This is a genomic window from Ruegeria sp. HKCCD3925, assembly GCF_057221175.1.
In genome coordinates this window covers 290,504-313,202 of sequence record NZ_JBWVBI010000002.1, presented here as the reverse complement: position 1 = coordinate 313,202, position 22,699 = coordinate 290,504, and the positions used below count along the sequence as shown (strand labels likewise).

21 protein-coding genes are annotated in these 22,699 nt (G+C 56.1%); 10 read left to right on the top strand and 11 right to left on the bottom strand.

Annotated features, from left to right (window positions below; translation table 11 throughout):
- The first annotated feature begins 44 nt into the window (after positions 1-44).
- Complete coding sequence (locus AC2TEM_RS06320; RefSeq protein WP_480856037.1) at positions 45-1,067, top strand: trans-3-hydroxy-L-proline dehydratase; 1,023 nt, start codon at positions 45-47, stop codon at positions 1,065-1,067.
- Positions 1,068-1,104: 37 nt separating this feature from the next.
- On the opposite strand, the gene AC2TEM_RS06315 is transcribed toward AC2TEM_RS06320, so the two are convergent.
- Positions 1,105-1,686 (bottom strand): YceI family protein, encoded by a 582-nt coding sequence (locus AC2TEM_RS06315; protein ID WP_170422841.1) that lies wholly within the window; start codon positions 1,684-1,686, stop codon positions 1,105-1,107.
- An 86-nt stretch (positions 1,687-1,772) separates the two neighbouring features.
- On the opposite strand from AC2TEM_RS06315, the gene AC2TEM_RS06310 reads away from it, so the two are divergent.
- From AC2TEM_RS06310 to AC2TEM_RS06300, 3 genes are read left to right on the top strand one after another with little or no spacing between them, the layout of a single operon-like run.
- Complete coding sequence (locus tag AC2TEM_RS06310) at positions 1,773-2,309, top strand: sigma-70 family RNA polymerase sigma factor (protein ID WP_170422839.1); 537 nt, start codon at positions 1,773-1,775, stop codon at positions 2,307-2,309.
- A complete protein-coding gene (locus tag AC2TEM_RS06305; protein WP_170422837.1) occupies positions 2,306-3,043 on the top strand; it encodes a hypothetical protein in 738 nt (245 codons plus the stop codon). Before AC2TEM_RS06310 ends, AC2TEM_RS06305 begins: the two co-directional genes overlap by 4 nt.
- Before the next feature lie 59 nt (positions 3,044-3,102).
- On the top strand, positions 3,103-4,182 hold the full coding sequence (locus tag AC2TEM_RS06300) for a helix-turn-helix domain-containing protein (protein ID WP_170422835.1): 1,080 nt from the start codon (positions 3,103-3,105) through the stop codon (positions 4,180-4,182).
- Between the two features lie 172 nt (positions 4,183-4,354).
- On the opposite strand, the gene AC2TEM_RS06295 is transcribed toward AC2TEM_RS06300, so the two are convergent.
- The 8 genes from AC2TEM_RS06295 to AC2TEM_RS06260 form a co-directional block, all read right to left on the bottom strand.
- Entirely contained in the window at positions 4,355-5,431 is a 1,077-nt protein-coding gene (locus AC2TEM_RS06295; RefSeq protein WP_170422833.1) for a DUF2793 domain-containing protein, read from the bottom strand.
- Positions 5,432-5,611: 180 nt separating this feature from the next.
- Entirely contained in the window at positions 5,612-7,048 is a 1,437-nt protein-coding gene (locus tag AC2TEM_RS06290; protein WP_170422831.1) for a mannose-1-phosphate guanylyltransferase/mannose-6-phosphate isomerase, read from the bottom strand.
- Positions 7,049-7,119: 71 nt separating this feature from the next.
- Complete coding sequence (gene galU, locus AC2TEM_RS06285) at positions 7,120-8,013, bottom strand: UTP--glucose-1-phosphate uridylyltransferase GalU (RefSeq protein ID WP_170422829.1); 894 nt, start codon at positions 8,011-8,013, stop codon at positions 7,120-7,122.
- A gap of 242 nt (positions 8,014-8,255) precedes the next feature.
- A complete protein-coding gene (locus AC2TEM_RS06280; protein WP_170422827.1) occupies positions 8,256-10,061 on the bottom strand; it encodes an ABC transporter ATP-binding protein in 1,806 nt (601 codons plus the stop codon).
- A gap of 1 nt (position 10,062) precedes the next feature.
- Entirely contained in the window at positions 10,063-10,992 is a 930-nt protein-coding gene (locus AC2TEM_RS06275; RefSeq protein ID WP_170407802.1) for an ABC transporter permease subunit, read from the bottom strand.
- A 10-nt stretch (positions 10,993-11,002) separates the two neighbouring features.
- On the bottom strand, positions 11,003-11,926 hold the full coding sequence (oppB, locus tag AC2TEM_RS06270; protein ID WP_170422826.1) for an oligopeptide ABC transporter permease OppB: 924 nt from the start codon (positions 11,924-11,926) through the stop codon (positions 11,003-11,005).
- A 66-nt stretch (positions 11,927-11,992) separates the two neighbouring features.
- Positions 11,993-13,621 carry a peptide ABC transporter substrate-binding protein gene (locus AC2TEM_RS06265; protein ID WP_170407804.1) on the bottom strand — a complete coding sequence of 543 codons (1,629 nt, stop codon included), beginning with the start codon at positions 13,619-13,621 and terminating at the stop codon, positions 11,993-11,995.
- Positions 13,622-14,012: 391 nt separating this feature from the next.
- The gene (locus AC2TEM_RS06260) at positions 14,013-15,248 is read right to left on the bottom strand and encodes a lytic murein transglycosylase (RefSeq protein WP_170422825.1); all 1,236 of its coding nucleotides are present in this window, start codon (positions 15,246-15,248) and stop codon (positions 14,013-14,015) included.
- A 231-nt stretch (positions 15,249-15,479) separates the two neighbouring features.
- On the opposite strand from AC2TEM_RS06260, the gene AC2TEM_RS06255 reads away from it, so the two are divergent.
- Genes AC2TEM_RS06255 through AC2TEM_RS06230 form a run of 6 tightly spaced genes read left to right on the top strand, consistent with a single transcriptional unit; the run spans position 15,480 to position 21,905 of the window.
- Positions 15,480-16,343 (top strand): cytochrome ubiquinol oxidase subunit II, encoded by an 864-nt coding sequence (locus AC2TEM_RS06255; protein WP_480436524.1) that lies wholly within the window; start codon positions 15,480-15,482, stop codon positions 16,341-16,343.
- Positions 16,340-18,430: a cbb3-type cytochrome c oxidase subunit I gene (locus AC2TEM_RS06250; RefSeq protein ID WP_170422823.1), complete on the top strand. Its 2,091-nt coding sequence runs from the start codon at positions 16,340-16,342 to the stop codon at positions 18,428-18,430. The genes AC2TEM_RS06255 and AC2TEM_RS06250 overlap by 4 nt, the downstream gene beginning before the upstream one ends.
- The gene (locus tag AC2TEM_RS06245; RefSeq protein WP_170422821.1) at positions 18,427-19,059 is read left to right on the top strand and encodes a cytochrome c oxidase subunit 3; all 633 of its coding nucleotides are present in this window, start codon (positions 18,427-18,429) and stop codon (positions 19,057-19,059) included. The genes AC2TEM_RS06250 and AC2TEM_RS06245 overlap by 4 nt, the downstream gene beginning before the upstream one ends.
- Complete coding sequence (locus tag AC2TEM_RS06240; RefSeq protein WP_255612219.1) at positions 19,052-19,378, top strand: cytochrome o ubiquinol oxidase subunit IV; 327 nt, start codon at positions 19,052-19,054, stop codon at positions 19,376-19,378. The genes AC2TEM_RS06245 and AC2TEM_RS06240 overlap by 8 nt, the downstream gene beginning before the upstream one ends.
- Positions 19,379-19,413: 35 nt before the next feature.
- Complete coding sequence (locus AC2TEM_RS06235) at positions 19,414-20,391, top strand: HlyD family secretion protein (protein WP_170422819.1); 978 nt, start codon at positions 19,414-19,416, stop codon at positions 20,389-20,391.
- The gene (locus tag AC2TEM_RS06230) at positions 20,388-21,905 is read left to right on the top strand and encodes a DHA2 family efflux MFS transporter permease subunit (RefSeq protein ID WP_170422817.1); all 1,518 of its coding nucleotides are present in this window, start codon (positions 20,388-20,390) and stop codon (positions 21,903-21,905) included. The genes AC2TEM_RS06235 and AC2TEM_RS06230 overlap by 4 nt, the downstream gene beginning before the upstream one ends.
- On the opposite strand, the gene crcB is transcribed toward AC2TEM_RS06230, so the two are convergent.
- A complete protein-coding gene (crcB, locus tag AC2TEM_RS06225; protein WP_170394509.1) occupies positions 21,902-22,264 on the bottom strand; it encodes a fluoride efflux transporter CrcB in 363 nt (120 codons plus the stop codon). The genes AC2TEM_RS06230 and crcB overlap by 4 nt on opposite strands.
- Positions 22,261-22,668, bottom strand: coding sequence for a fluoride efflux transporter FluC (locus AC2TEM_RS06220; protein ID WP_480790475.1), 408 nt, complete (start codon positions 22,666-22,668; stop codon positions 22,261-22,263). The genes crcB and AC2TEM_RS06220 overlap by 4 nt, the downstream gene beginning before the upstream one ends.
- Between the last annotated feature and the right edge of the window lie 31 nt (positions 22,669-22,699).

Here is a 22,699-nt window from a genome sequence, read left to right as displayed (position 1 = left end):
GTTTTGCATGACTGCGCATTATCCATCGGCTTTTCGGAGGCTTTATGCGCAGTTCCAAAACCATCCATGTGATCTCGGCCCATGCTGAAGGCGAAGTGGGCGACGTTATCGTCGGCGGCGTCGCTCCGCCTCCGGGAGAGACGGTATGGGACCAAAGGACCTTTATCGCTGAAGACCAGACATTGCGGGATTTCATGCTGAATGAACCTCGCGGCGGTGTCTTTCGCCATGTGAATCTTCTGGTTCCACCAAAAAAAACCGAGGCGGATGCAGCGTTCATCATCATGGAACCGGAAGACACGCCACCGATGTCAGGCTCCAACTCGATTTGTGTCTCAACGGTTCTGTTAGACAGTGGCATTCTTCCGATGCACGAGCCTGAAACCCATCTGACATTGGAAGCCCCAGGAGGGTTGATCCGCGTCCGCGCCGAATGCCGAAATGGCAAGGCCGAACGTATCTTTGTGCATAATGTGCCAAGTTTCGTCGACAAGCTGGATGCCCGGATCGAGGTTGAGGGCATCGGGACGTTGCGCGTGGATACCGCGTTTGGTGGCGACCGTTTTGCAATTGTCGATGCCGCCGATTTGGGTTTCGAGCTTACCCCTGATGAAGGAGCTGATCTTGCAAGGACTGGCGCGCGTATCACCGATGCCGCCAATGAGCAGCTAGGCTTCGATCACCCCACTAAAGACTGGAGTCACATTTCGTTTTGCCAGATTGCAGGCCCGCTCGATCGTCAGGGCGATATTCTCATCGGACGAAATACTGTCGCCATCAAACCGGGTAAGCTGGATCGTTCACCTTGTGGCACCGGTGCTTCAGCCCGGATGGCGGTTTTGCTGGCCAAGGGAGAAATGACGATGACCGATCGCTACCACGCGCGTTCAGTCATCAACAGTGAATTTCGCTGCCGTATCGTAGAGCGGCATGATCTGAACGGCCGCGTGGCGATCACCCCGGAAATCTCGGGGCGAGGCTGGATTACGGGTACGCACCAGCACATGCTGGACCCCGATGACCCATGGCCTGGCGGCTATCGCCTAAGCGACACTTGGGGGGCATAAGCCGGGGCCAAATTCGACCCCGTACTTTTCTTAGGTTTCAGCCTTCAAGACTGAACATCAATCGTGCGGTCACCGGTACGGTGCGGGTGATGCTGGGTAGTTGTGCCAACTCCATCAGCTTGTCTACGCCTGCCGAAACGCCCGCATCCTCGGTGCTGATGAACACCATGTCGTTGGTTGAAACCATGACGGTATCTTCGGCCACACGCAGGACAAACATATCGGTGTAGAATTCCACCTCGGTCCCCGCCAGAGCCAGCTTCGCATCCACCTCAATCGTGTTACTGGCTCCCACATCCAGTTTCGACACTTGGTCCATATCAATATTCGCGCTCAATGTCGCGGTCGCGGCCTTGCGAAACACATACTCGATCATCCGTTCGTTACGGATGTCGATATTCGTTTCGACCGACGACAGATCGATATCGATATTAACCTTGCCATCTTCGCTGACATGACCCGAAAGGTTGGTGAAAGAATTGACCTCTCCAACATCATCGATCTTGACCGTTCCATAAGCCAGATGAGACGCATCCGGGTTTAGTGTCCAATCAGCGGCCAGACCCGGGCCTGCAATAATAGCCGACGCAATCGTGATTGTTTTGAACAGAAGTTTCATTTCTTTCCTCCAGGATCTATGACAGTTCTGACCAAGCGGGCCCGGTCCCATGTCAAAGCAAACACACACAGGTCGCGTTTTATTCGATGAGTGTTGAGATAAGCACCGAACAAGCCGTGCGCGGCGCGATCCAGACCCACTCGAAACGGGTCTGGCGGTTTGGGCTGGCTTTGTCGGGTGCGTCGGACGTTGCGGATGATCTGTTGCAGGCGACGGCATTGCGTGCGTTGGAGAAGCACCACCAGGTCACCTCGTATGAACGGCTGGACAGTTGGCTGATGACGATCTGCCGTTCAATCTGGCTGAACGAGATACGGGCGCGATCCGTAAGAAAGGCGCAGGCGCTTTCAGTCACGCCCGAGGCGGAATTAGTCGCGACAGGGCCTGATTCAGAAACGAATATTTTCGCCGCTCAGGTGTTTACTCAAGTGATGCAGCTGCCAGAGGCGCAACGTGAAACGGTGATGCTTGTGTTTGTCGAAGGCTACAGCTACCGCGAAGCTGCGGATATGCTGGACGTACCCATCGGCACAATCATGAGCCGGCTTTCCAATGCCCGGCAGAAACTGAAAACCGTTATGCAGCACGATGCGGCTGACACCGTGCAACGGAGTGGCAAATGAAGTTTTCCGACGAAACACTTCTGGCCTATCTGGAAGGCAGCCTCGATGAGGCCGAAGCCCGCGGCATCGAAGACGCGGTGGCCGAGGATTCTGCACTCGAACACCGTCTCATGGCGCTCGACCCATTTGCCCAGGTTGTGCAGCAGGCTTTTGAAGGCATTCCAACTGAGGCGCCTTCGATCGATCTGCCCATACCAAGCGCTCAACAGTCCAATGCCGGACCGCTCCGTTTGCTGGCGGTCGCAGCCTCAGTTGCTGTTATTGCTGCTTCTGCAACATTCTGGGCCACGCGACCACCGGCATTGGGCTGGGCGGAGCAGGCTGCGATCTATCAATCGCTTTATTCACCGGACACGATTGCCGATCTGGACAATTCTCAGCAAACGCTGGACGCGCAGTTTGTTCAGGCCGAGGCTCAGTTGGGTCGTTCACTGAACCGGGGCGTATTGGAAAATCTGCCGGGCCTTGATCTGAAACGTGCTCAGGTACTGTCGTTCAAAGGTAAACCTTTGGTGCAGGTGGTCTTTGCTGACGCCCAGGGTAATCCGGTGGCGTTTTGTGTGATCCGGCAAGGCGCGGGAGCACCGGTCAAGGATGTGAACCTTGCGGTGCTCAGTGGTCTTGCGACAGCGACATGGGCGAATGATGGCTACGGCTATATGCTGTTGGGTGGAGATGCGCAAACAGACCTGAGTGGAGAACTAAGTGTTTTGACCGAGGCGTTTTCAGGCTGAGCGACAAGAATCCGCAAAACCACTTGAGAACCGCGGTAAATGCCCGAAGAATACCCGACATGAAGCCGAACCCTCAGATATCGGACCCGGATGATGAGGCCTTGGAAGAAGGGCCGCGCAGCATCTATGACACCGATCCGCCGGAAGACGAGGATTTGTGGTTCCTCCCGCCTGACGGCGACGAAGACCCGGGAGAATTTCTGCCCTCTGTACCGAGACCGGACCAGCGTTTGCTGTTTGACCCAAGGGACTGGCGTGCGGCCCAATCCGAGTTATCAGCTGAACTTGCCGATCTGGCCGTGACATTTGGAGCTCTGGATGAACGTTTGCGCGCGGGTCCCAAGGGGTGGGGTCACCGTCTGGCCCTGATGGAGGTCTCGGATCTGGGCTGGTGGACGGGCGATCGGATCAGCGTCGACCGCCTTGCGCTTTGGACCGGTTTGCGGATCGGAGCAACCGGTGATGATGTGCAGGCTTTGTATCGGGCGGGATGGGCAGTGAGGCGGCTGTCGTCGGGTGCTGCGCCATCAGAGGGCGGCTGGGATGCGGGGCTGACCGCTTTTCTAGACCGTCAGGCCCAAGGTTTCGAAGATACACCCGAAGCAGTGATTGATCTGGCGGAAACCATGCGAAATGTCGCCGGTTTGCACCCGGTTACCCAGGCCGCCATCGGATTTCACGCCTGGCGCGCGTTGTCTCCTGGCATAGGACAGGATACCGAGGCTGCGGTCATCGCGGCCCGTCATGCCTCCGCGATGGGTCGAGGTGGCGCATTGTTCATGCCGCTTTCTCTGTCGGGCCCAGGTGCATTGCGGGGGGCAGGATCGTTGGACGAGAAACTTTCGGCCTGGATTCAGGGGGCAGGTCAGGCCTCACTTGCGGCTTTGCTGCATTTGGACCGGATCAGCGCTTGGGAAGGGCGCGCCCGCGACGCCATTTCGGACCTAAGCGGTCGAACCCCACCCGTGCTGATTGATGCATTAACGGCTTGGCCGATGGTTTCCGCCCCGCTGGCCGAAGAACTGACCCATGCCTCGCGTGCAGCGGCACAGCGAAATCTGGACAAATTCAGCGATAGGGGGCTAATCCGCGAAGTAACCGGGCAGGGTCGATATCGCGTATGGACGGCGGCCTTGTAACTGGCCTTGATCTGCCGCTTTCACAAAGAGTGAAATGATAGGGTTGTTAGCTGGGTTCCTGGTATCGATCTTGGGTACAGGATAAGACAGATCTTTGCGTGTTGTCTGGATCGGTCAGAAACCAATTTGCAAGAACGATAACCGTCCGGGCGATGGCCCGAACGGTCTTTATTCAGTACCAACGTCCGACTGCGATCACTGTTGGCGCTATACTGGTAGCGTCCAAGGATGGAGCCATCACCTGATACGTCGCTTGAGTTTCTGAAGGTGCGTCAAACCCCATAAATCGGCCAATACCGCCGCCGTTCCCGCTGAGAGCGGGAGAACTGCTGTCAGCAAAGGCAATAGGGAAATCCCAATTGGCGGTACCGCTGGCGAACATACTACCAGTTGCGGTCGTGCAGGCCACCGCACTTAGAACGGCGGTGCAAATCTGGGTTCCGTCAGCAAAGCGCGTGTAGTCACCATTTGCATCGCTGCCCCTCTCGATCACCGCTCCGCTGGGTACACCGCTGCTTTCGGATACGGTGCCCAGCACATTGCCCGGTCCGTACCCGTAATCTGCCCGCATCAGGCGACCCGAGGTGGTGTCATCGGCGCTGCTTTGCACAGCCGCTCCGCTGGCTGTTCCGGTTGTGGCGTCAAACCGCAAAGCATCGACCCAGCTTCCGCCATCCTGCGAGACCTTGATTGAAAAATTTGTATCGCCGGATAGGCCCATTTCGGCATGGCCGGTCCAGTTCGATTGAAACAGCAGCGAGGCAGTATCACCGGCACCAGCCTTGTTGATCTTGAGTTGGTGGCCAGCGCCCTCATGCGTCAACAAGCTGGCAGGGCTACGTACGGCCAGACGGTTTGTGCTGTCTGATCCGGTTGCGATGCCGATCCCGGAAAGGTTCTGTGTATTGACCGGCGGGTCGATCCACGCCGACCCGTCCCAGACTTTCAACAGCCCTGCATTTTGATCCCAAGCCCGCCAGCCCATGTCGGGCGTCAAGAATTGCCACCCGTTGTCCAACCAAGCCGCCAGTTTTCCATCCTGTCCGGACCATGCCCCGGTCGGAGACGTGCCCAATGCATAGGTTTCACCCTGATCAGGAGCAGCTGGTGGGATCGTCGCGTTAACGGACGCAACGCTTAGCTGCACCACCAGATCTAGCGCACGCAGCGCTTCGTTATGGGTCACATGTTTTTGGGCCTGCGCGGGTTGCAGATAGGGCAGATTTAGACGGGGAGAGTTCTGTGGCATGGGCATCCTCCTGTGGTGTCGGTCCGATGATGATTGCGCGCCACACTGCCGTGATGTGCGTAAATCCCGCCTGACCCAGCCGAACGCCCAGGTTTCGAATTTTTAAGATTTGGTCTCAGATATATGGAGACATCTGCCTTGCAGATGCCCCAAACTTGGATCAGTTCTTGAAATCAGATCTCAGTCACGCGCGTAGACATCTTCGTAGCGAATAATGTCATCTTCACCCAAATAGGTCCCGGTCTGCACCTCGATAAGAACCATTGGCACTTTGCCTGGGTTTACCATCCGGTGCACGGCCCCGAGCGGCACATAGACGGATTCATTCTCAGACACGAGCTGTACCTTGTCGTCAATAGTCACCTCGGCGGTGCCTTCCACGACAATCCAATGCTCGGACCGATGGTGATGCGATTGCAAGCTCAGCGAAGCGCCGGGATGGACGTGAATGCGTTTGACCTGAAACCGATCGCCGATGACGAGGCTTTCGAACCATCCCCAAGGGCGATGATCAACGGGCAATGCTACCGCCTGCTTGGCGCCTTTTGCCTTCAATGCTGCGACGGCCTGCTTGACGTCTTGCGTCCGGTCCATGCTGGCGACTAAAACCGCGTCAGGCATAGCCACGGTGATTACGTTCTCTAACCCCATTGCAACAACTTCTAGCGCGGGCGATTCAGAACGCACAAGCACGTTGCGACAATCTATGGCGGTCACTTCGCCGGCAGTTGCAACGCCGTCTGGATCGGGGTTGCTCAGCTCTTGTACGGCAGACCAGCTGCCCACGTCTGACCACCCGGCGGCATAAGGGACAACGCTGAGATTGTCGGCCTTCTCCATAACCGCATAGTCGATAGAGATGTCCTGAACTGTCGCCCAGGCCTCGGGATCTAACCGCAGGAAGCCCAGATCACACTGTGCATGCTCAACCGCCTTCTGAACGGGCGCAATTAGATCATGTGCATGCTGGTCGAAAGCCTCAAGGATATCTCGGACCGCGAACAAAAAGATGCCCGAGTTCCAAAGATAACTCCCTTCAGCCACCATTGCCTTGGCGTTTTCAAGATCGGGTTTTTCAACGAACCGGTCAAGTTGCACAGAAGCGCCTGACGAGTCCGGTGCTTGGGCGAGCTTAAGGTAGCCATATCCGGTTTCGGGTCGGTCGGGTGTGATCCCAAACGTCACCAGATCTCCACGCTCGGCTATTGTTCGGACACCTTCGGTGACGGCCTCGTGAAAGGCCGCACTGTCTGGAATGACGTGATCCGACGCGGCTACCAGCATCATCCCGTCGGGATCAATGGATGAAAGGTGCAGGGCAGCGGCCAGCACTGCAGGTGCAGTATTGCGTCCTTCGGGTTCGATCAAGATTGGACCCGGATCGACTCCGATGGCCATCAATTGTTCAGGGACAACAAAGCGGAAAGCCTCGTTGGTCAGGATCAGAGGTTTGGCGTAAGGCGTGTCGGTCGGGCCTTTCAACCGCTCGGCACATTGCTGCAGCAGGCTGGTTTCACCAATCAGCGGAACAAACTGTTTGGGGTAGCTTTTACGCGACAACGGCCAAAGCCGAGTACCGGATCCGCCACATAAAATTACAGGATAGACCATGCTCATAATGCCTGCCCCTTCTGAACCTATTAGCTTAAACTATTGAATTGAAATCGGAATAGCTGACACAATTAGGCCTACTGCGCGGCCCGATCAGAGGCCACGACTTCATGCAGATATTGGTTTAGGTCGTCGCGCAGATCATCGCGGGCCAATGCGAACGAGACCGTTGCTTGCAGAAAGCCAGCCTTTGAACCACAATCGAACCGCTGTCCATCAAACTTGTAGCCAAAAACAGGAACACCATTGCCTATATCCTCGGCAATTGCGTCGGTCAGTTGGATTTCGCCGCCACTTCCCTTCTTTTTCTGGTTCAGATTGTATAGAACCGAAGGACCTAAGATGTAACGACCGATCACCGCTAGATTGGATGGCGCGTCCTCGGGTTTCGGTTTTTCAACCATTCCTTTGGCCCGAACCACCGTGCCAACGTTCTGGCCCGTATCCAAAATACCGTAGGAGCTGGTTTTTTCGTTGGGGACTTCCATCGCGGCGACCATGTTGCCGCCGGTTTCCTCATAAGCTTCGACCATCTGCTGCAGGCAGGGTTTGTCGGCGGCAATCACATCATCTGGCAGCATCACGGCAAAGGGTTCATCCCCGATCAGTCGCCGCGCGCACCAGACCGCATGCCCCAATCCCAGCGCTTTGTGCTGACGGATATAAGCGATTGCACCGCTTTCCATGTTAGTGGCGTTCAATATCTCAAGCAGTTCGTCTTTGCCCTTGGACTTGAGGTCTTGTTCCAGCACAAGATTGTGATCGAAATAATCCTCAAGCGCTGATTTCCCACGCGATGTCACGAAGATGAACTCGGTGATCCCGGCGGCACGCGCCTCGTCGATGGCATATTGAACCAGCGGACGATCAACCAGCGTCATGATTTCCTTTGGTACCGACTTAGTCGCCGGAAGAAACCGAGTGCCCATTCCCGCAACGGGAAATATCGCCTTGGTGACTTTGCGTACCATATTACCTCACTAATTCTATATATTGCCGGCGACTCTCGGTGATGCCGGAGCCCCACATATAATCTAAAATCCTACCAATCAATCACACCCGGCTGGTCTGCTACGGGATTGCTGGAATCTGCCATTAACTTTAGGTCAGAGTCAAAACGAAACAGAGCCGAATGCGGGTTTCAATTATCCGATCCATCAATCACTTGATCAATGAAGTTTAGAACGCGCCCCGAAGAACGGGGCGCGTATCCTTATGCATTGTCCATAATTGTCTCAAGCGGGTCATGTTCGGCGACGAAGTGATCCGGCGCAACCTCACTAAGTTGGGGAACATAGTTGGTTTCACCCAAAGACAATCTGCTGGGCAAAAATCGCAGAGCCGCTTTTGGATCCATGGGGGACGGCAATTCTCCCGGTAGTTTAAGCCTTTGACGGCTGCGCTCGACATCCGGATCAGGGATCGGAACCGCCGAGATCAGGGACTGCGTATACGGGTGTTTCGGTTCGGAACAGATCACCTCACCATCGCCCAATTCGACGATGCGGCCCAGGTACAACACCATGATCCGGTTCGAGACCGCGCGCACCACTGACAAATCGTGGCTGATGAAGATCATCGATAGGCCGAACTCTTGTTGCAATTCGCGCAACAATCCCACGATCTGGGCCTGAATGGACACATCCAGCGCCGAGACCGCCTCGTCACAGATAATCAACTTTGGTTTGTTGATCATGGCCCGTGCGATTCCTACACGCTGGTTTTGCCCCCCGGACAGTTCGTGCGGATACCGATTGATCATGTTGGCCTTCAAGCCAACACGCTCCATCATCTCGGCGACCAACTCCTTGCGCTCACGCTCAGTCAGATCCGGTCGGTAGGTTTTCAGCGGTTCCGCGATCGAGGCCGAGATCGTCATCCGTGGATCAAGGCTTGCCAGCGGGTCCTGAAACACGATCTGCAAGTCCTTGCGGTACTTGTTCAACTCTGCCCGTTTCAGCCCTACAATCGGATGCCCCAACCAGCTGACATTACCCGCGCTAGGTTCGATCAATTGCAGCACAGCCCGGGCCAGTGTGGATTTGCCACAGCCGGATTCCCCAACAACACCCAGAGTCTCGCCCTTTCGGATGTCGAAACTCACGCCATCAACGGCTTTCAGCGGTACCTTGTGCCCAAAAAGACCACCCGGGACATGGATGGGGAAATGAACCTTGACGTCATCTACTTTCAGCAACGGTTCTTCCGTCTGCGGCAAAGCTTTCGGCGCATCGCCCGCATCAATACGCGGCATCGCCTCAAGTAGCGTGCGGGTGTAGTCATGCCGAGGAGCGCGAAAGACTTCTCGCGTATCACCGGCTTCGACAAACTCGCCCATACGCATGACCTGAATATTGTCACACATGCGCGCGACAACACCCATGTCGTGAGTGATCAGAGCAATGGCCGTGCCTTCGTCCTTTTGCAACCGTACCATCAGGTCCAGAATGTCGGCCTGAACAGTCACATCCAACGCGGTCGTGGGCTCATCCGCAATCAGCAGCTTGGGATTACACAGCATCGACATGGCGATCATCACACGCTGGCGCATGCCGCCCGACAACTCGTGCGGATACTGATCCAGACGCCGCGCCGCTTCGGGGATGCGCACGCGGTTGAGCCAGTCAAGGCAACGTTGGCGGGCAGCCGAACCTTGCAAGCCCTCGTGAACCTGCAGCACTTCGCGCATTTGCTGGCCGACCCGCAGATGTGGGGTCAGCGCGGTCAGCGGATCCTGAAAGATCATGCCGACGTCTGAGCCACGAATCTTGTTGATTTTGTTCACAGGTAGATTCAGGATTTCCTGACCATTCAGCAAAGCAGAACCAGACGCATGGCCAGCGGAGGGCAACAGCCCCATCGCTGCCATGAACGTCTGGCTTTTGCCCGAGCCACTTTCGCCGACGATGCCCAGACATTCGCCGGGATCAATGTCGAAACTGATGCCTTTTACAGCCTCAACCACGCCATCGGGCGTATCAAATCGGACGCTCAGGTCCTTGACGGAAAACAGACTCATATCAGCGATCCTTCGGGTCCAGAGCGTCGCGCAGCCCGTCACCGATGAAGAACATGGTGATGATGATGGCGACATAAAAAGTAAGAGGGAACATCAGCTGCCAGAGCGTACCATACGCCATGGTGCCAGCCCCTTCGGCGATCAGGCGGCCCAACGATGTGTAGGGTTCTGAGATTCCGAGGCCGAGGAACGAGATGAAGCTTTCGGTCAGGATCATCTCAGGCACCAGTAACGAAGCGTACACGATCACAACGCCCAACAGGTTGGGCAGAATGTGACGGTACATGATGGTAAATTCGCTGACACCGGCGGCGCGCGCGGCTTCGATAAATTCGCGGTTCTTCAAGGTCAGGGTTTGCCCCCGAACAATCCGCGCCATCGTCAGCCAACCGACCGCGCCCAAGGCGATGAACAGCATGAAAAAGGATCGTCCCGCCACGACAAGCAGCAAAATGATGATCAGTGTTGCCGGAATTGCAAGCAGGATGTCCACGAACCGCATCATCGCACTGTCGGTGCGCCCGCCAATATATCCTGCGGTGATGCCATAGCAGGTGCCGACGATCAGAGCGGTCGCGGCCCCGATCAAACCGACCAGCAGCGATGTGGTGGTGGCCTGAATGACACGGCTGTATAGGTCGCGCCCCAGATCATCGACGCCGAAATAGTGTCCGGTTTCGATGGATGGCATCCCCATGCCGCGCACGTCCCCCATGACGTTCCAATCGATCTCTTCATTGTTCCAGACCGCGAAGTAAGGCCCAACAATCGTGAACAACACGATCAGACCCAAAATGAAAACGCTGGCCATTGCGGCTTTGTTGCGGACAAAACGTATCCGTGCGTCCTGCCAAAGCGAGCGCCCCTGAATGACCGTGTAATCAGTGATTTCCTCGGCCAGATGGGCGGCTTTTTGTGATTTTCCAAGCATTGCCTGCCCCTCAGTATCGGATTTTTGGATCGAACCAGGCATAAGCCAGGTCGGTCAGAAGGTTCACAACCACGGTCAACGCGCCGTAAAGAATGGTGACCCCTAGCAGCACAGCATAGTCGCGAGACAAAGCCGAGCCGACATAGGCCTGCCCCAGACCACCGGTTGAGAAATAGATGTCGACAAAAACCGAACCGGTCAGAACGTAGACAAAAACCGGCCCGAGGTACGAGACAACGGGAAGCAATGTCGGTTTAAGCGCATGGCGCCAGATCACGGTTCTTGTCGGCAATCCCTTGGCCCGTGCAGTTCGAATGAAGTTCGAGTTCAGAACCTCCAGCATCGATGACCGCGTAATCCTTGCGATTGAGCCCATGTAGGAGGTCGCCAACGCAATCACCGGCATCACCAGATACTGCCATTGACCGCCATGCCAGCCGCCACCCGGCAGCCACCCCAACCACAGGGTAAAGGTCAGGATCAGGATCGGCCCCATGATGAAGTTCGGAAGCGCCTGAGCGGCGATACCCAGACCCACCGCAAAGTAGTCAATCCAGCTGTTGTGTTTGATTGCAGCGGCAATTCCCAGCGCGACGCCAACGGATGTTGCCACCAGAAAGGACAACGAACCATAGGTTAGCGAAATCGGGAAACCCTGCGCGATGATGTCGTTCACATCCCGATCCTTGAATTTGAAGGACGGTCCGAAATCAAAATGCACCACGATGTTGTACAGATAGTCCCAAAGCTGTTTCCACAGCGGTTGGTCCAATCCATAACGCGCCTCGATATTGGCCAGAACCTGCGGCGGCAATGGCCGTTCCGAGGTGAATGGCCCGCCAGGCGCGATGTGCATGAGGAAAAAGCAGGCGACGATCAATAACAGGATCGTCGGAATAGCGACCAGTAGCCGCTTTAAACTGTAGGCAAGCATTTCATGCCCCCGTGTTTATTGGCCCTGCCCCGGATGTCTCCGGGGCACGGCGTGGTTCAAAGACAATTATTCAGCGAGCTTGTAGAGGTTTTTCGAGTACCAGTTCTGCTCGACGTTGTTCACCGGCCAGTTGCCTACATCGCTGTCCATCATATAGACGCCTGCGTAGTGATAGATCGGGATCACAGGCGTTTCTTGGGCGATGATGCGTTCAACTTCGGTGTAAAGCGGAGCCGGATCGTCCGAGGTTTTGGCCTCGGCCAGCAGCTCATCAACGCGCGCGTTGGCATATTTGCCGTCATTATAGCCCGAGTCCGACTGCAGTAGGTCCAGGAAGGTTGACGCCTCGTTGTAGTCTCCGCACCAAGCACCACGTGCCAGCTCAAAGTTTTGGTTGCCGCGCTCCTCGAGGAAGACTTTCCACTCCATATTTGCCAGTTCGGCGTTCACGCCAAGCTTCTGCTTCCACATCTGGCTCAGCGCAACGGCGACCTTCTTGTGGTTTTCCGCGGTGTTATAAACCATCTGGAAGCTCAGAGGGTTGTCAGGCCCATAACCTGCTTCTGCTAGAAGCTCCTTCGCCAACTCGTCGCGTTCGGCTTGGGACATGGATGCCATTTCAACGGCCGGTACGGTGAAGCCTGCGGTTGCTTCGGGGGCGAAAGTGTAGGCTTCGGGCTGACCGCCTGCCATCACTTTTTCGGTGATAATCGCACGATCAACGGCCAGTGACAGGGCTTGGCGGACGTTCGGGTCCTTGAAAGCCTCGGGGCCACCATCAGATAGGTTGAAGGTGTAATAATAGTTGCACAGGCGTGGGAAGCTGATGGCTTCTACAGGGTGCTCTTCCTTCAGACGTGGGTACTGGCCGGCTGGAATTTCGGTGCGGTCCAGTTCGCCAGCCAAATAGCGGGTCAGGGCGACGTTTTCATCATTGATGACCAGCGCCACGACCTTGTCGATGATGGTGTTATCGTTGTCCCAATAGGCGGTGTTGCGTTCACGTACCGAGCGTTCCTGCGGCAGGTGCTCGGTCAGAACATAAGCGCCGTTCGAGACGATGTTTTCCGGTTTGGTCCAGGCGTCACCAAATTCTTCGATCACTTTCTGCGGTGCCGGGAAGGTTGTCGAATGTGTGGTCATCTGCGGGAAATAGGGAAGGGGGGCGCTCAGGCGGACTTCCAGCGTTTTGTCGTCGATGGCTTTGACACCCAACTCATCTACCGGTTTTTCGCCCGCGATGATCTCGGCAGCGTTTTCGATCGACATCAGTTCCATGAACCACGCATAGGGCGACGACAGTTCGGGATCGACGGCGCGCTTCCAGGCATACACAAAGTCACCTGCGGTCACCGGATCACCATTCGACCACTTCGCTTCATCGCGCAGGGTAAAGGTGTAAACGTCCTTGGTATCGTTGACCGAGAATTCGGTGGCGACACCAGGAACCAGGTTACCGTCCTCATCCTGATTCATCAGGCCTTCAAACAGATCGCGAACAATTTCTGCACCCGACACATCTTCTACGACTTGCGGGTCGACCGAGCTGTGTTCATCGAGAATCCGATAGGTGAAGGTCTGATCGTCGGCCAGGGCTTCTCCGGTTTCGGGATGTGTACCGGCAGCAATTGCAGCACCGGTAATGATGGTCGAGGACAACAGTCCTGCCAAAGAGGTTCTGATTATTTTGTTCATGTGTTTACTCCCATTTTGTATGGTTTCGAACGTCCAAACCGCATTCGCGGTGGGCGCTTGTCTGCCATTTTGTCTCCGGCAATTGTCTGGACTTTACCTTGATCTAGATCGTGCCAAGATCGATAATTTCGGCATTCATGCATCAGGCAATGTCGGAGATCCGAATGCGAAAGCTATCTTTCACTGCCCATGAACCTGTCAGTTTTGAAGCAAAGGTAAAGGGTTTTGCGGTGGGTGAAGACCACAAAGGCTGATTAGAACCGCAGCCGGCGGAGGTGTTAAAATTTTATTTTGAAACACTTCGTGGCAGTGACATTTTCGTGAAGCTCAACATATCACCGTGGGTGAATGTGTTCGCATTGATGCTCGTAAATGGCGAATCAGTACGCTGCTACGGCTTCAGAACGGCCTTCAATGAGGCATCGGGGAAGCAGGTTGGTGTGCTTCCAGAAGCCTCTTGCCAGTGCCCGATCGAGCGTCGGGTTTTGTATCCGGGCAGGCCATCGACGCCACCGACGTCATGACCCTGTTGAACAAGCACCTGCTGCATGCTGGCGACATCTGAACGATAGAGATTGCCGACATCGCCCCAACGACCCCGAAAATCGCCAACTCCGTATTGGATGCGATCACCGACATGTCCCACAAACAGCGCATAAAGGTCGCTGGTGTTATAGTCTTTGAGGACATAGAAATTGGGCGTTACGATAAAGGCCGGACCGCTACGACCGGCAGGCATCATAAGATAGCCCTCGGCATCAAGTTCATGTGCCGGAAAAGGTTTGCCGGAAACGCGATTTACGCCCATGGCGACCCAATCGCGGATCAACCGCCCCTGATCAGGGCCCTCCAACGCGCAAGAAACGGTCGTGGGTAGGATAACTTCGAACCCCCAGTCGCGGCCTGTCACCCATCCGTGCTCGTCAAGATACGCGCCGATTGATGCAATCGTGTCCGAGGCTGAGCCCCAGATATCAGTTCGGCCATCGCCATCGCCATCGCGCGCGTAAGTCAGAAAATTTGTGGGCATGAACTGAGGCTGCCCCAAGGCACCCGCCCAACTGCTTTTCAGTGCGTTGCCTTGGCCGTGACCGGATTCTGCGATCTGTAGCGCAGCAATTAGTTCAGCCGTGAAATACTCTGCCCGTGTGCTCATGAACCCTTTGGTGCCCAGCACCTGAAACGCATTATGGCGGATAGGGACTTGTCCGTATCCGCTTTCGCGGCCCCAGATGGCCAGTATGATACGGGCGGGTACGCCGGTTTCTGTCTCGACACGTGATAGCGTGTCCGCGTAGCGCCTAGCCATCTTGCGACCGACGGAGGTGGCACCCTGGACTGATCCGGCATTGAAATATCGACCAGGTGAGCCGAACTCGGCCTGCCGTTGTTGCTTGGGTGTCTTTTTGGGGCTGCCCGGCGGAACCAGGTCAGGAAGGTCCCAGTTCAGCGTCACCCCGTCAAAGGCGCTTTGGAATGTGCGTTTCGAAACGCCCTTGGATTTTGCCTGAGGCCAAATGGTTTGTTGCAGCCAGTTCTGGAACTGACGTTCAACCTCAGCGCGATCTTGCGCTACCGAGGGGGTGCCAAGACAAACCAGGGAGACTATTGCAAGAACCAAACGCATATGATTGGTCTCGCGCGCGCTTGACCTCATGTCAACAGCGGCGCCGCAGGGTGATTTTGGAAAAGTTCTTGAGAAAATCCGTGACTCTGCCGATAGTTGCCGGGAAACCCCGCCGCAAGAGGATCATCAGGTGTGACCTTGTCTCGGATACATTCAGTCGCTGTGCCAGCCTTGGTGATCTTTGTTGCTCTGTTGTTGACGGCTGAGTCTGCCGGGGCGAGTGATAGCTTCATGGACCCCCAAGGCCCGATTGCAGCGGTGCAAAAGACACACCTTTTGCGCGCGACGGCTCTTATCCTGATCGCTGTGATACCGGTTCTGGCTCTGGTGCCGCTGATTGCCCTGCGTTATCGCCGACGTAAGGGTGGAAATGCTGCATACACGCCGCATTGGGATTTTTCGGCGAAGCTTGAATTTCTGATGTGGGGCGTCCCGGTCGTGATCGTGATGATCCTGTCTTTCTATCTCTGGAAAGCGACACATCGTCTTGACCCTTATTCCGCCCCTTTTGGAGAGGAGCCTGCCCTAAATGTGCAGGTGGTTGGCCTCGATTGGAAATGGCTGTTCATCTATCCAGATCATGGCATCGCAACGGTGGGAGAACTGGGCATACCGATCAAACAGCAAGTTGCGATGACGCTGACCACAGACACGGTGATGCAGTCGTTCATGATCCCGGCGCTGGCGGGGCAAATCTATGCCATGCCGGGGATGACGACTCGGCTACACCTGGTGGCAGACTCGCCTGAAACGATGCAAGGCGAGAACACACAGTATAATGGCCGAGGATTCACAAAGCAGAAATTCCTGGCGCAAGCCATGCAGCCCGAGGATTTTCAGGCATGGGTCGCCAGCGTAAAAGCGCATGGCATACCGTTGACCGAAAGCACTTATCGAACGTTGGCGATGCGTACGGATCGGGATGAGGTGCAGGCAGCATTGGGCACCGAACTCATGCCGCTGAATGCGCTTTATTTCACGCTGGAAGAGGGCGACCTGTTCCATTCGATCCTGCGTCGTTATCACAGCGGCGAGCCTCTGCAGTTGGATCAGCAACCCGGAACGGCTGAATACGGGCAGGAGGCAAGCCAATGACAAATGCCGAGACCGGTTTCTTCGGTCGCCTGAGCTGGGATGCATTTCCCATCGCTGGACTGATCCAGAACCCTGGCGCAAATGAGATCATTGCAAACGCTGCTGCTGCTATTGTGATCGTGGGCGTAGTGGTAGTGATTGGCATCCTGACGTGGTTCCGGTTGTGGGGTCCGCTCTGGCGCGATTGGCTGACCAGCGCTGATCACAAGAAGATCGGCATCATGTACATTGTCTTCGCCATCGTCATGCTGGCGCGGGGCGTCTTGGAAGGCGTGGTGATGCGGGCCCAACAGGCGGCGGGACCGGGGGACGGATTCCTGGAACCCGAGCATTTCGCGGAACTGTTTAGCACTCATGGCACCATAATGGTGTTCTTCGTCGCGGTACCTTTTGTCTTTGGCGTCGCTAATTACATAATTCCGCTCATGATAGGCGCGCGCGACGTGGCCTTTCCGGTGATGAACCAGATCGGGCTTGGTCTGACCGTCTCGGCCGGGCTGATGCTGATGGTCTCGCTGGTGGTGGGCGAATTCTCAACAGGTGGTTGGACCGCCTATCCGCCCTATACCGGGGCCGCGTTCAATCCCGGCGTTGGGCCGGATTACTGGATCTGGGCCATCGTGGTCTCGGGCGTGGGCACAACACTGACTGGCATCAACTTTGCCGTCACGATCTACAAGCTGCGTGCGCCGGGGATGAAGTTCATGCGGTTGCCCATGTATTGCTGGACGATCATTTGCAGCTCGATCCTGATCATCTTTGCTATGCCGCCCCTAGGCGTTGCCGCGCTGCTGCTGGCCGCGGATCGCTATCTGGATTTTCACTTCTTCACCAATGACCTTGGCGGCAACATGATGAACTATGCCAACCTGTTCTGGCTGTTTGGCCACCCCGAGGTCTACCTGTTGGTCCTGCCTGCATATGGAATCTATTCTGAGGTCTTTGCCACCTTTTCGGCCAAGCGTCTCTATGGTTACAACTCACTGGTCATCGCAACAATGTCGATTGCGGTCATGTCCTTCACGGTTTGGTTGCATCATTTCTTCACCATGGGGCAAAGCGCTCTGATCAACGCGGTGTTCGGGATTGCCACGATGCTGATCGCCATTCCGACCGGGGTTAAGGTCTATGACTGGATGGCGACTCTGTACCGTGGGCGCATTCGATTCTCGGTCCCGATGCTTTATGGCCTTGCGTTCTTGATGTTGTTCGTCATCGGCGGCCTCAGCGGAGTGGTTCTTGCCAATCCAACCGTCGACTATCAGGTCCATAATACGCTGTTTCTGGTTGCGCATTTCCACAACGCGTTGCTACCCGGTGTGCTGTTCGGGTTGCTAGCCGGCTATAACTACTGGTTTCCCAAGGCCTTTGGGTTCCGTCTAAACGAGTTCTGGGGCCGCGTTTCGGTTTTCTGCTGGACGGTTGGGTTTCTGCTGACCTTCATGCCGCTCTACTTCGTTGGTCTGATGGGCATGCCCCGCCGGTCGTTCAGTTGGGAGGATCCCAGCTTTCACCCCTACATGATCACCGCCGCCATAGGATCGCTGGTGATTACTTGCGGGTTGCTTTCGATCCTGGTCCAATTGTGGGTCAGTATACGCGACCGAGAACAGACCCGCGCACCGGTCGGTGATCCTTGGGACGGGCGCACGCTGGAATGGTCGATCCCGTCTCCGCCGCCGCCCTACAACTTCGCTATTATTCCGCAGGTTAGTGACCGCGATGACTTTGCTGCAGCTAAGGAGCGCGGACAAGCCTATCCTGCACCCGCGGCCTACGAAGATATCGAGATGCCGCGCAACACCGGCATCGGGTTTATCCTCTGCGTGCTCAGTGGCATCTGGATGTTCTCTCTGGTCTGGTGGATCTGGTGGCTGGCAGCACTGATGACCATCGCGATGATCCTCGCCATTATCATCTGGAGTTTCGACACCAGCACCGAAGTCATCATCCCCGCCGAAGAGGTCCGCAAAGAACACGAGGCGTGGTTGGCGCTGGTCCACAGCACCGCCGCTGTGGATCGCGATCATGAAAGTACACCGGAGAATCGCGGCCTCGCCCGCCCGGATATGGAGGCCGTGATATGAGGCGCGCACCCAAGCACAGCTATCCGGGGATAAACCTCGGTGAGGACCACGCCAGCGCCCACAAGGCGACCGAGGTCGTCACTTTCGGCTTTTGGGTCTTCCTGATGAGCGATCTGGTCTATTTCGGCCTGATGTTCGCGATCTATATCACCATGATAGACGCGCAGGCCGGCGGTCCGGGCCCGCATGAGCTGTTCGACCTGAAAAGCATCTTTGCCCAGACTCTCATTCTGCTGACCAGCAGTTTGACCGTCGGGCTGGCGATGTTGGCGCTGAAATACAACCTGCCTCGGGCACGGATCGTGCTGTGGTTCGGAGTGACTCTGTTGCTGGGGCTCAGTTTTCTGGTTTTGGAAATCCGTGATTTCATGAACATGGCAGCCCAAGGCGGTATCCCACAGCGTAGCGGGTTTTTGTCGGCCTTCTATGGTCTCGTACCGCTCCACGGCTTGCATGTTGCAGCCGGGTGTCTGTGGCTAATCGTGCTGGGTATTCAGCTGCGTGTGTTCGGGCTGACCGATCTGCTGATGTCGCGTATGGTGCGGTTGGCGCTATTCTGGCATTTCCTCGATCTTATCTGGATCGGCATAATAACCATCGTGTATTTCGGAGGGCTGGCCTATGGATAAACGATCCGAGATGCATCACCGCGAACGGCGGCGTTACGTGATTGGCTATGGTGGGTCACTGCTGCTCACGCTGGTGGTATTTGTGATCGCCTATCATTTCGGTATTGAAACACCAGGTGTCTATATGACCATCGGCCTTTTGGGGTTGGCACAACTGGTTGTTCAACTGATCTATTTTCTACACATCGACCGCCGCCGCAGCAGCCGAGAGGATCTGGACCTGGTTCTGTTCTCGACACTTGTTCTGCTGATTATCATCGGCGGGACAGTTTGGATTCTGGGCAATCTGGCCATGCGCATGCATATGCAGGTGATGTGAGGTCGCTCGATTAGGCACCGAAAAGGAAGCTGCTTATGAAGTCATTCAAGGCAATTGCCGCCGCAGGGATACTGGTCACGATTGCTATTGGATTGTTCCTTTTCTGGCGGCATGAAGAGCGGTATCCGTCAACAAAAGACGCCTATATCGGCGCGAATATCATCTACGTGGCCGCACAGGTGACCGGGCAGGTTTCAGACGTTGCGGTGGTCGAAAACCAGCCGGTCAATGCAGGCGATTTGCTGTTCTCGATTGATCCGACACAGTTCCAAGCCTCGGTCGATCAGGCCAAAGCTAATCTGGACAGTGCCATTCAGCAGGCTGACTCCTTCTCGAACCAGATCACCGCTGCACAGGCCGCTGTCGAAAGCGCCAACTCTTTCTACGAAACCGCGCAGAGCAATCTTGAACGTGCCCGAGCTTTGTTTTCGGACGGGGACCTCGCGCAGGCCTCGCTGGACCAAACTACATCCGAATTCGCACAGGCTTCGGCCCGGTTGACCACCAGCCGGTCCGAGCTTTCCGCATTGCAAAGTGGTCTCGCGGCCCGGCAGGACAATGTGTTGTCCTCGCAGGCTGCGTTGGAAATCGCGCAGGCCGATCTTGTCTGGACCAAGGTCTATGCCGCGGCCGATGGCTGGATCGCAAATCTGACGCTGCGGCCAGGGTCGTCTGTCTCGGCCAATGCGCCGCAATTTTCCATTGTCGAGTCGTCTGACTGGTGGGTCGATGCAAATTTCAAGGAAACATCACTGCCACGCATCCGACCCGGTCAGCCGGTCACAGTGCAGGTGGATATGCTTCCAGACACGACCCTGACCGGCAAGGTTGCGTCGATCGGTCGAGGCTCGGGCGATACGTTTTCGTTGTTGCCGTCCGAAAACTCCAGCGGCAACTGGGTCAAGGTCACTCGTCGTTTCCCGGTGCGGATTGAGCTTGATCCAACTGATGCTCCGCTGCGTATCGGAGGCAGCAGCAAAGTTACGGTGGATACAACCGGAACCAGCCAATGACTGATGCCGGCCATATCAATCGCGTGATTGTCGTGGCCGTCGTGCTCAGTGCTATTCTCGAAGTTCTGGACAGTACCATCGTCAATGTTGCGTTGCCGCATATTCAGGCGGCTTTTGGGGCCACAACCGATCAGGCGACATGGATCTTAACCAGCTATATCGTCTCAGCCGTTGTGGTCATGCCGCTGACCGGGTTTGTCGCGCGTCGGGTCGGGCGGCGCAGGCTGATCCTGACTGCGGTCACGGGTTTTGCCACAATGTCTGTCATGTGCGGCCTGTCATGGAGTCTTCAGACTATCGTCGCGTTCCGCCTGGCGCAGGGCATGTTCGGCGCGTTCCTGATCCCGTTGTCGCAGTCCATCCTGTTTGACGCCTTTCCGCGTGAAAAACGGGGGCAGGCCATGGCGGTCTTTGGCTTGGGCGTGGTGGTCGCACCGGTGTTGGGCCCAACTGTAGGCGCAGTCCTGACAGAGTATTTTTCGTGGCGAATGGTGTTTTTCGTCAATCTTCCGGTCGCTGCCATGGCCCTGCTGCTTTTGGCGGGCGAGTTGCCGGACGACAAAACCGAAGAGGTGCGCATCGACTGGAAAGGCCTGGCGCTGCTGGCAGTTGGCATTGGATGCCTTCAATTCATTCTTGACCAAGGTGAGACCAAGGACTGGCTGTCATCGAGGATGATACAGCTGGCGCTGATCGCTTCGGTTCTTGGGGCGCTGGGGTTCATCGTCCATTCTCTGACATCCCGGCATTCTGTCGTTGATTTGCGCCTTTTTGCGGATCGCAACTTTGCCCTGTGCAACCTGGTGATAGCGGGGTTCGCGATCTCATTGTTTGGCGGGATCGCCATACTGCCAACCTTTGTGCAAAGCCTGCTCGATTACCCCGTGATCGAATCCGGTCATTTGTTCATACCGCGCGGGATCGCAGCAGGTGCATCGATGGTGCTGACCGGGGCCGTACTGGTCACCCGGTTTGATCCACGAGTTTTAGCCGGGTTGGGGATGCTGTTGACAGCAGTGGGGAATTTCATGTTGGGCACGCTCAACCTCGACGCCGGTTTCTGGCAACTGGCTTGGCCGGGCTTTGTCAGTGGTCTGGGGATGGGGCTGGTGTTTGTGCCGATGTCTATTCTGGCATTCGAGAGCATCAGTAAATCAAGGCAGGATGAGGCCTCGGGCCTATTCAACGTCACCAGGCAGCTTGGCTCTTCGGTAGGTATTTCATTGGTGGGGACTTGGGTCGTGCGTGGCCTGCAAACCAATACGGCAGTGCTAAGTGAGAATGTGACACCCTACAATCCTGCTGCACAGGCTTATCTTGCGCCGCTGGGGCTGACACCCGATAGCGCCCAGGGCGCCGCCATTTTGGGACAAGAGATTGCTCGGCAGGCCGAGATGATCTCGTACCTTACTGTATTCAACAATCTTGGACTGCTGGCGTTGGCCACGATCCCACTGTTGTTCTTCTGCCGCGCGCCCAGGCCCGACCAAAGGGCTGCAGCACCCGTTCACTAGCGCGTCAGAACAAGGCCCAGCCATAGCGCGAACCAGCACAAGACGAGGCTGAGAACGATGTTACCGGCGGCAAATACGATCGTCCGTTCACGGTGCAATTGCAGCGATTGATAGGCGAAGCTTGAGAATGTGGTGAAGCCGCCGCAAAACCCGAATACAAGGCGTTTTTCCTCTTCGCCCATTTCCGCAGAGCCACCCAGATAACCAATCCAAAGACCCAGCAGAAGGCTGCCCAGAACATTCACGATCAGGGTCGAGTACGGCAGATCATGCGTCACCCGAAGCGCCAGCCAATGCCGCAGTACAGCCCCCAATCCTCCGCCCAATGCGAACATGGCATGTAGATACAAGGTCGTCATTCCGATGTTTCCCGGGAATGATGCCGCCGACCCAGCGCTTCCCCAAGAACCGCCGCCGTAAGACCAAATGCGATCTCCGCGCTTACGGCGATAATCACAAACCAATTCCCGGTTTCTGCCAGTCTTTCCAGCTCGGCGACGAATGAGGAAAACGTCGATAGCCCACCGCAAAATCCGACGGCCCCTAGATGCAGGACGTGGGCGTGGACAAGATTTCGAATGGCATAGAGCCAACCTAGAACGAAACAGGCCGCAACATTGATGCCGAAAGTCGCGGTCAGGAACGGAGCGCCGGGGATTTCCAGCGAAAATAGCTCGCGCAGCAACGACCCTGCAGCACCCCCCACAAAGACGGCTGTATACATCAGGGCGCGATGCCCGAATACAGGCGCTGTTTTCGACACTGCGGTTGATCCTGCTCTGACCAGCGTTTCA

Excerpts from the sequence above, each read along its gene's own strand:
- AC2TEM_RS06320 (WP_480856037.1), top strand. The coding sequence starts at position 45 with ATGCGCAGTTCCAAAACCATCCATGTGATCTCGGCCCATGCTGAAGGC.
- AC2TEM_RS06315 (WP_170422841.1), bottom strand. The coding sequence starts at position 1,686 with ATGAAACTTCTGTTCAAAACAATCACGATTGCGTCGGCTATTATTGCA.
- AC2TEM_RS06310 (WP_170422839.1), top strand. The coding sequence starts at position 1,773 with ATGAGTGTTGAGATAAGCACCGAACAAGCCGTGCGCGGCGCGATCCAG.
- AC2TEM_RS06305 (WP_170422837.1), top strand. The coding sequence starts at position 2,306 with ATGAAGTTTTCCGACGAAACACTTCTGGCCTATCTGGAAGGCAGCCTC.
- AC2TEM_RS06300 (WP_170422835.1), top strand. The coding sequence starts at position 3,103 with ATGAAGCCGAACCCTCAGATATCGGACCCGGATGATGAGGCCTTGGAA.
- AC2TEM_RS06295 (WP_170422833.1), bottom strand. The coding sequence starts at position 5,431 with ATGCCACAGAACTCTCCCCGTCTAAATCTGCCCTATCTGCAACCCGCG.
- AC2TEM_RS06290 (WP_170422831.1), bottom strand. The coding sequence starts at position 7,048 with ATGAGCATGGTCTATCCTGTAATTTTATGTGGCGGATCCGGTACTCGG.
- galU (WP_170422829.1), bottom strand. The coding sequence starts at position 8,013 with ATGGTACGCAAAGTCACCAAGGCGATATTTCCCGTTGCGGGAATGGGC.
- AC2TEM_RS06280 (WP_170422827.1), bottom strand. The coding sequence starts at position 10,061 with ATGAGTCTGTTTTCCGTCAAGGACCTGAGCGTCCGATTTGATACGCCC.
- AC2TEM_RS06275 (WP_170407802.1), bottom strand. The coding sequence starts at position 10,992 with ATGCTTGGAAAATCACAAAAAGCCGCCCATCTGGCCGAGGAAATCACT.
- oppB (WP_170422826.1), bottom strand. The coding sequence starts at position 11,926 with ATGCTTGCCTACAGTTTAAAGCGGCTACTGGTCGCTATTCCGACGATC.
- AC2TEM_RS06265 (WP_170407804.1), bottom strand. The coding sequence starts at position 13,621 with ATGAACAAAATAATCAGAACCTCTTTGGCAGGACTGTTGTCCTCGACC.
- AC2TEM_RS06260 (WP_170422825.1), bottom strand. The coding sequence starts at position 15,248 with ATGCGTTTGGTTCTTGCAATAGTCTCCCTGGTTTGTCTTGGCACCCCC.
- AC2TEM_RS06255 (WP_480436524.1), top strand. The coding sequence starts at position 15,480 with ATGGACCCCCAAGGCCCGATTGCAGCGGTGCAAAAGACACACCTTTTG.
- AC2TEM_RS06250 (WP_170422823.1), top strand. The coding sequence starts at position 16,340 with ATGACAAATGCCGAGACCGGTTTCTTCGGTCGCCTGAGCTGGGATGCA.
- AC2TEM_RS06245 (WP_170422821.1), top strand. The coding sequence starts at position 18,427 with ATGAGGCGCGCACCCAAGCACAGCTATCCGGGGATAAACCTCGGTGAG.
- AC2TEM_RS06240 (WP_255612219.1), top strand. The coding sequence starts at position 19,052 with ATGGATAAACGATCCGAGATGCATCACCGCGAACGGCGGCGTTACGTG.
- AC2TEM_RS06235 (WP_170422819.1), top strand. The coding sequence starts at position 19,414 with ATGAAGTCATTCAAGGCAATTGCCGCCGCAGGGATACTGGTCACGATT.
- AC2TEM_RS06230 (WP_170422817.1), top strand. The coding sequence starts at position 20,388 with ATGACTGATGCCGGCCATATCAATCGCGTGATTGTCGTGGCCGTCGTG.
- crcB (WP_170394509.1), bottom strand. The coding sequence starts at position 22,264 with ATGACGACCTTGTATCTACATGCCATGTTCGCATTGGGCGGAGGATTG.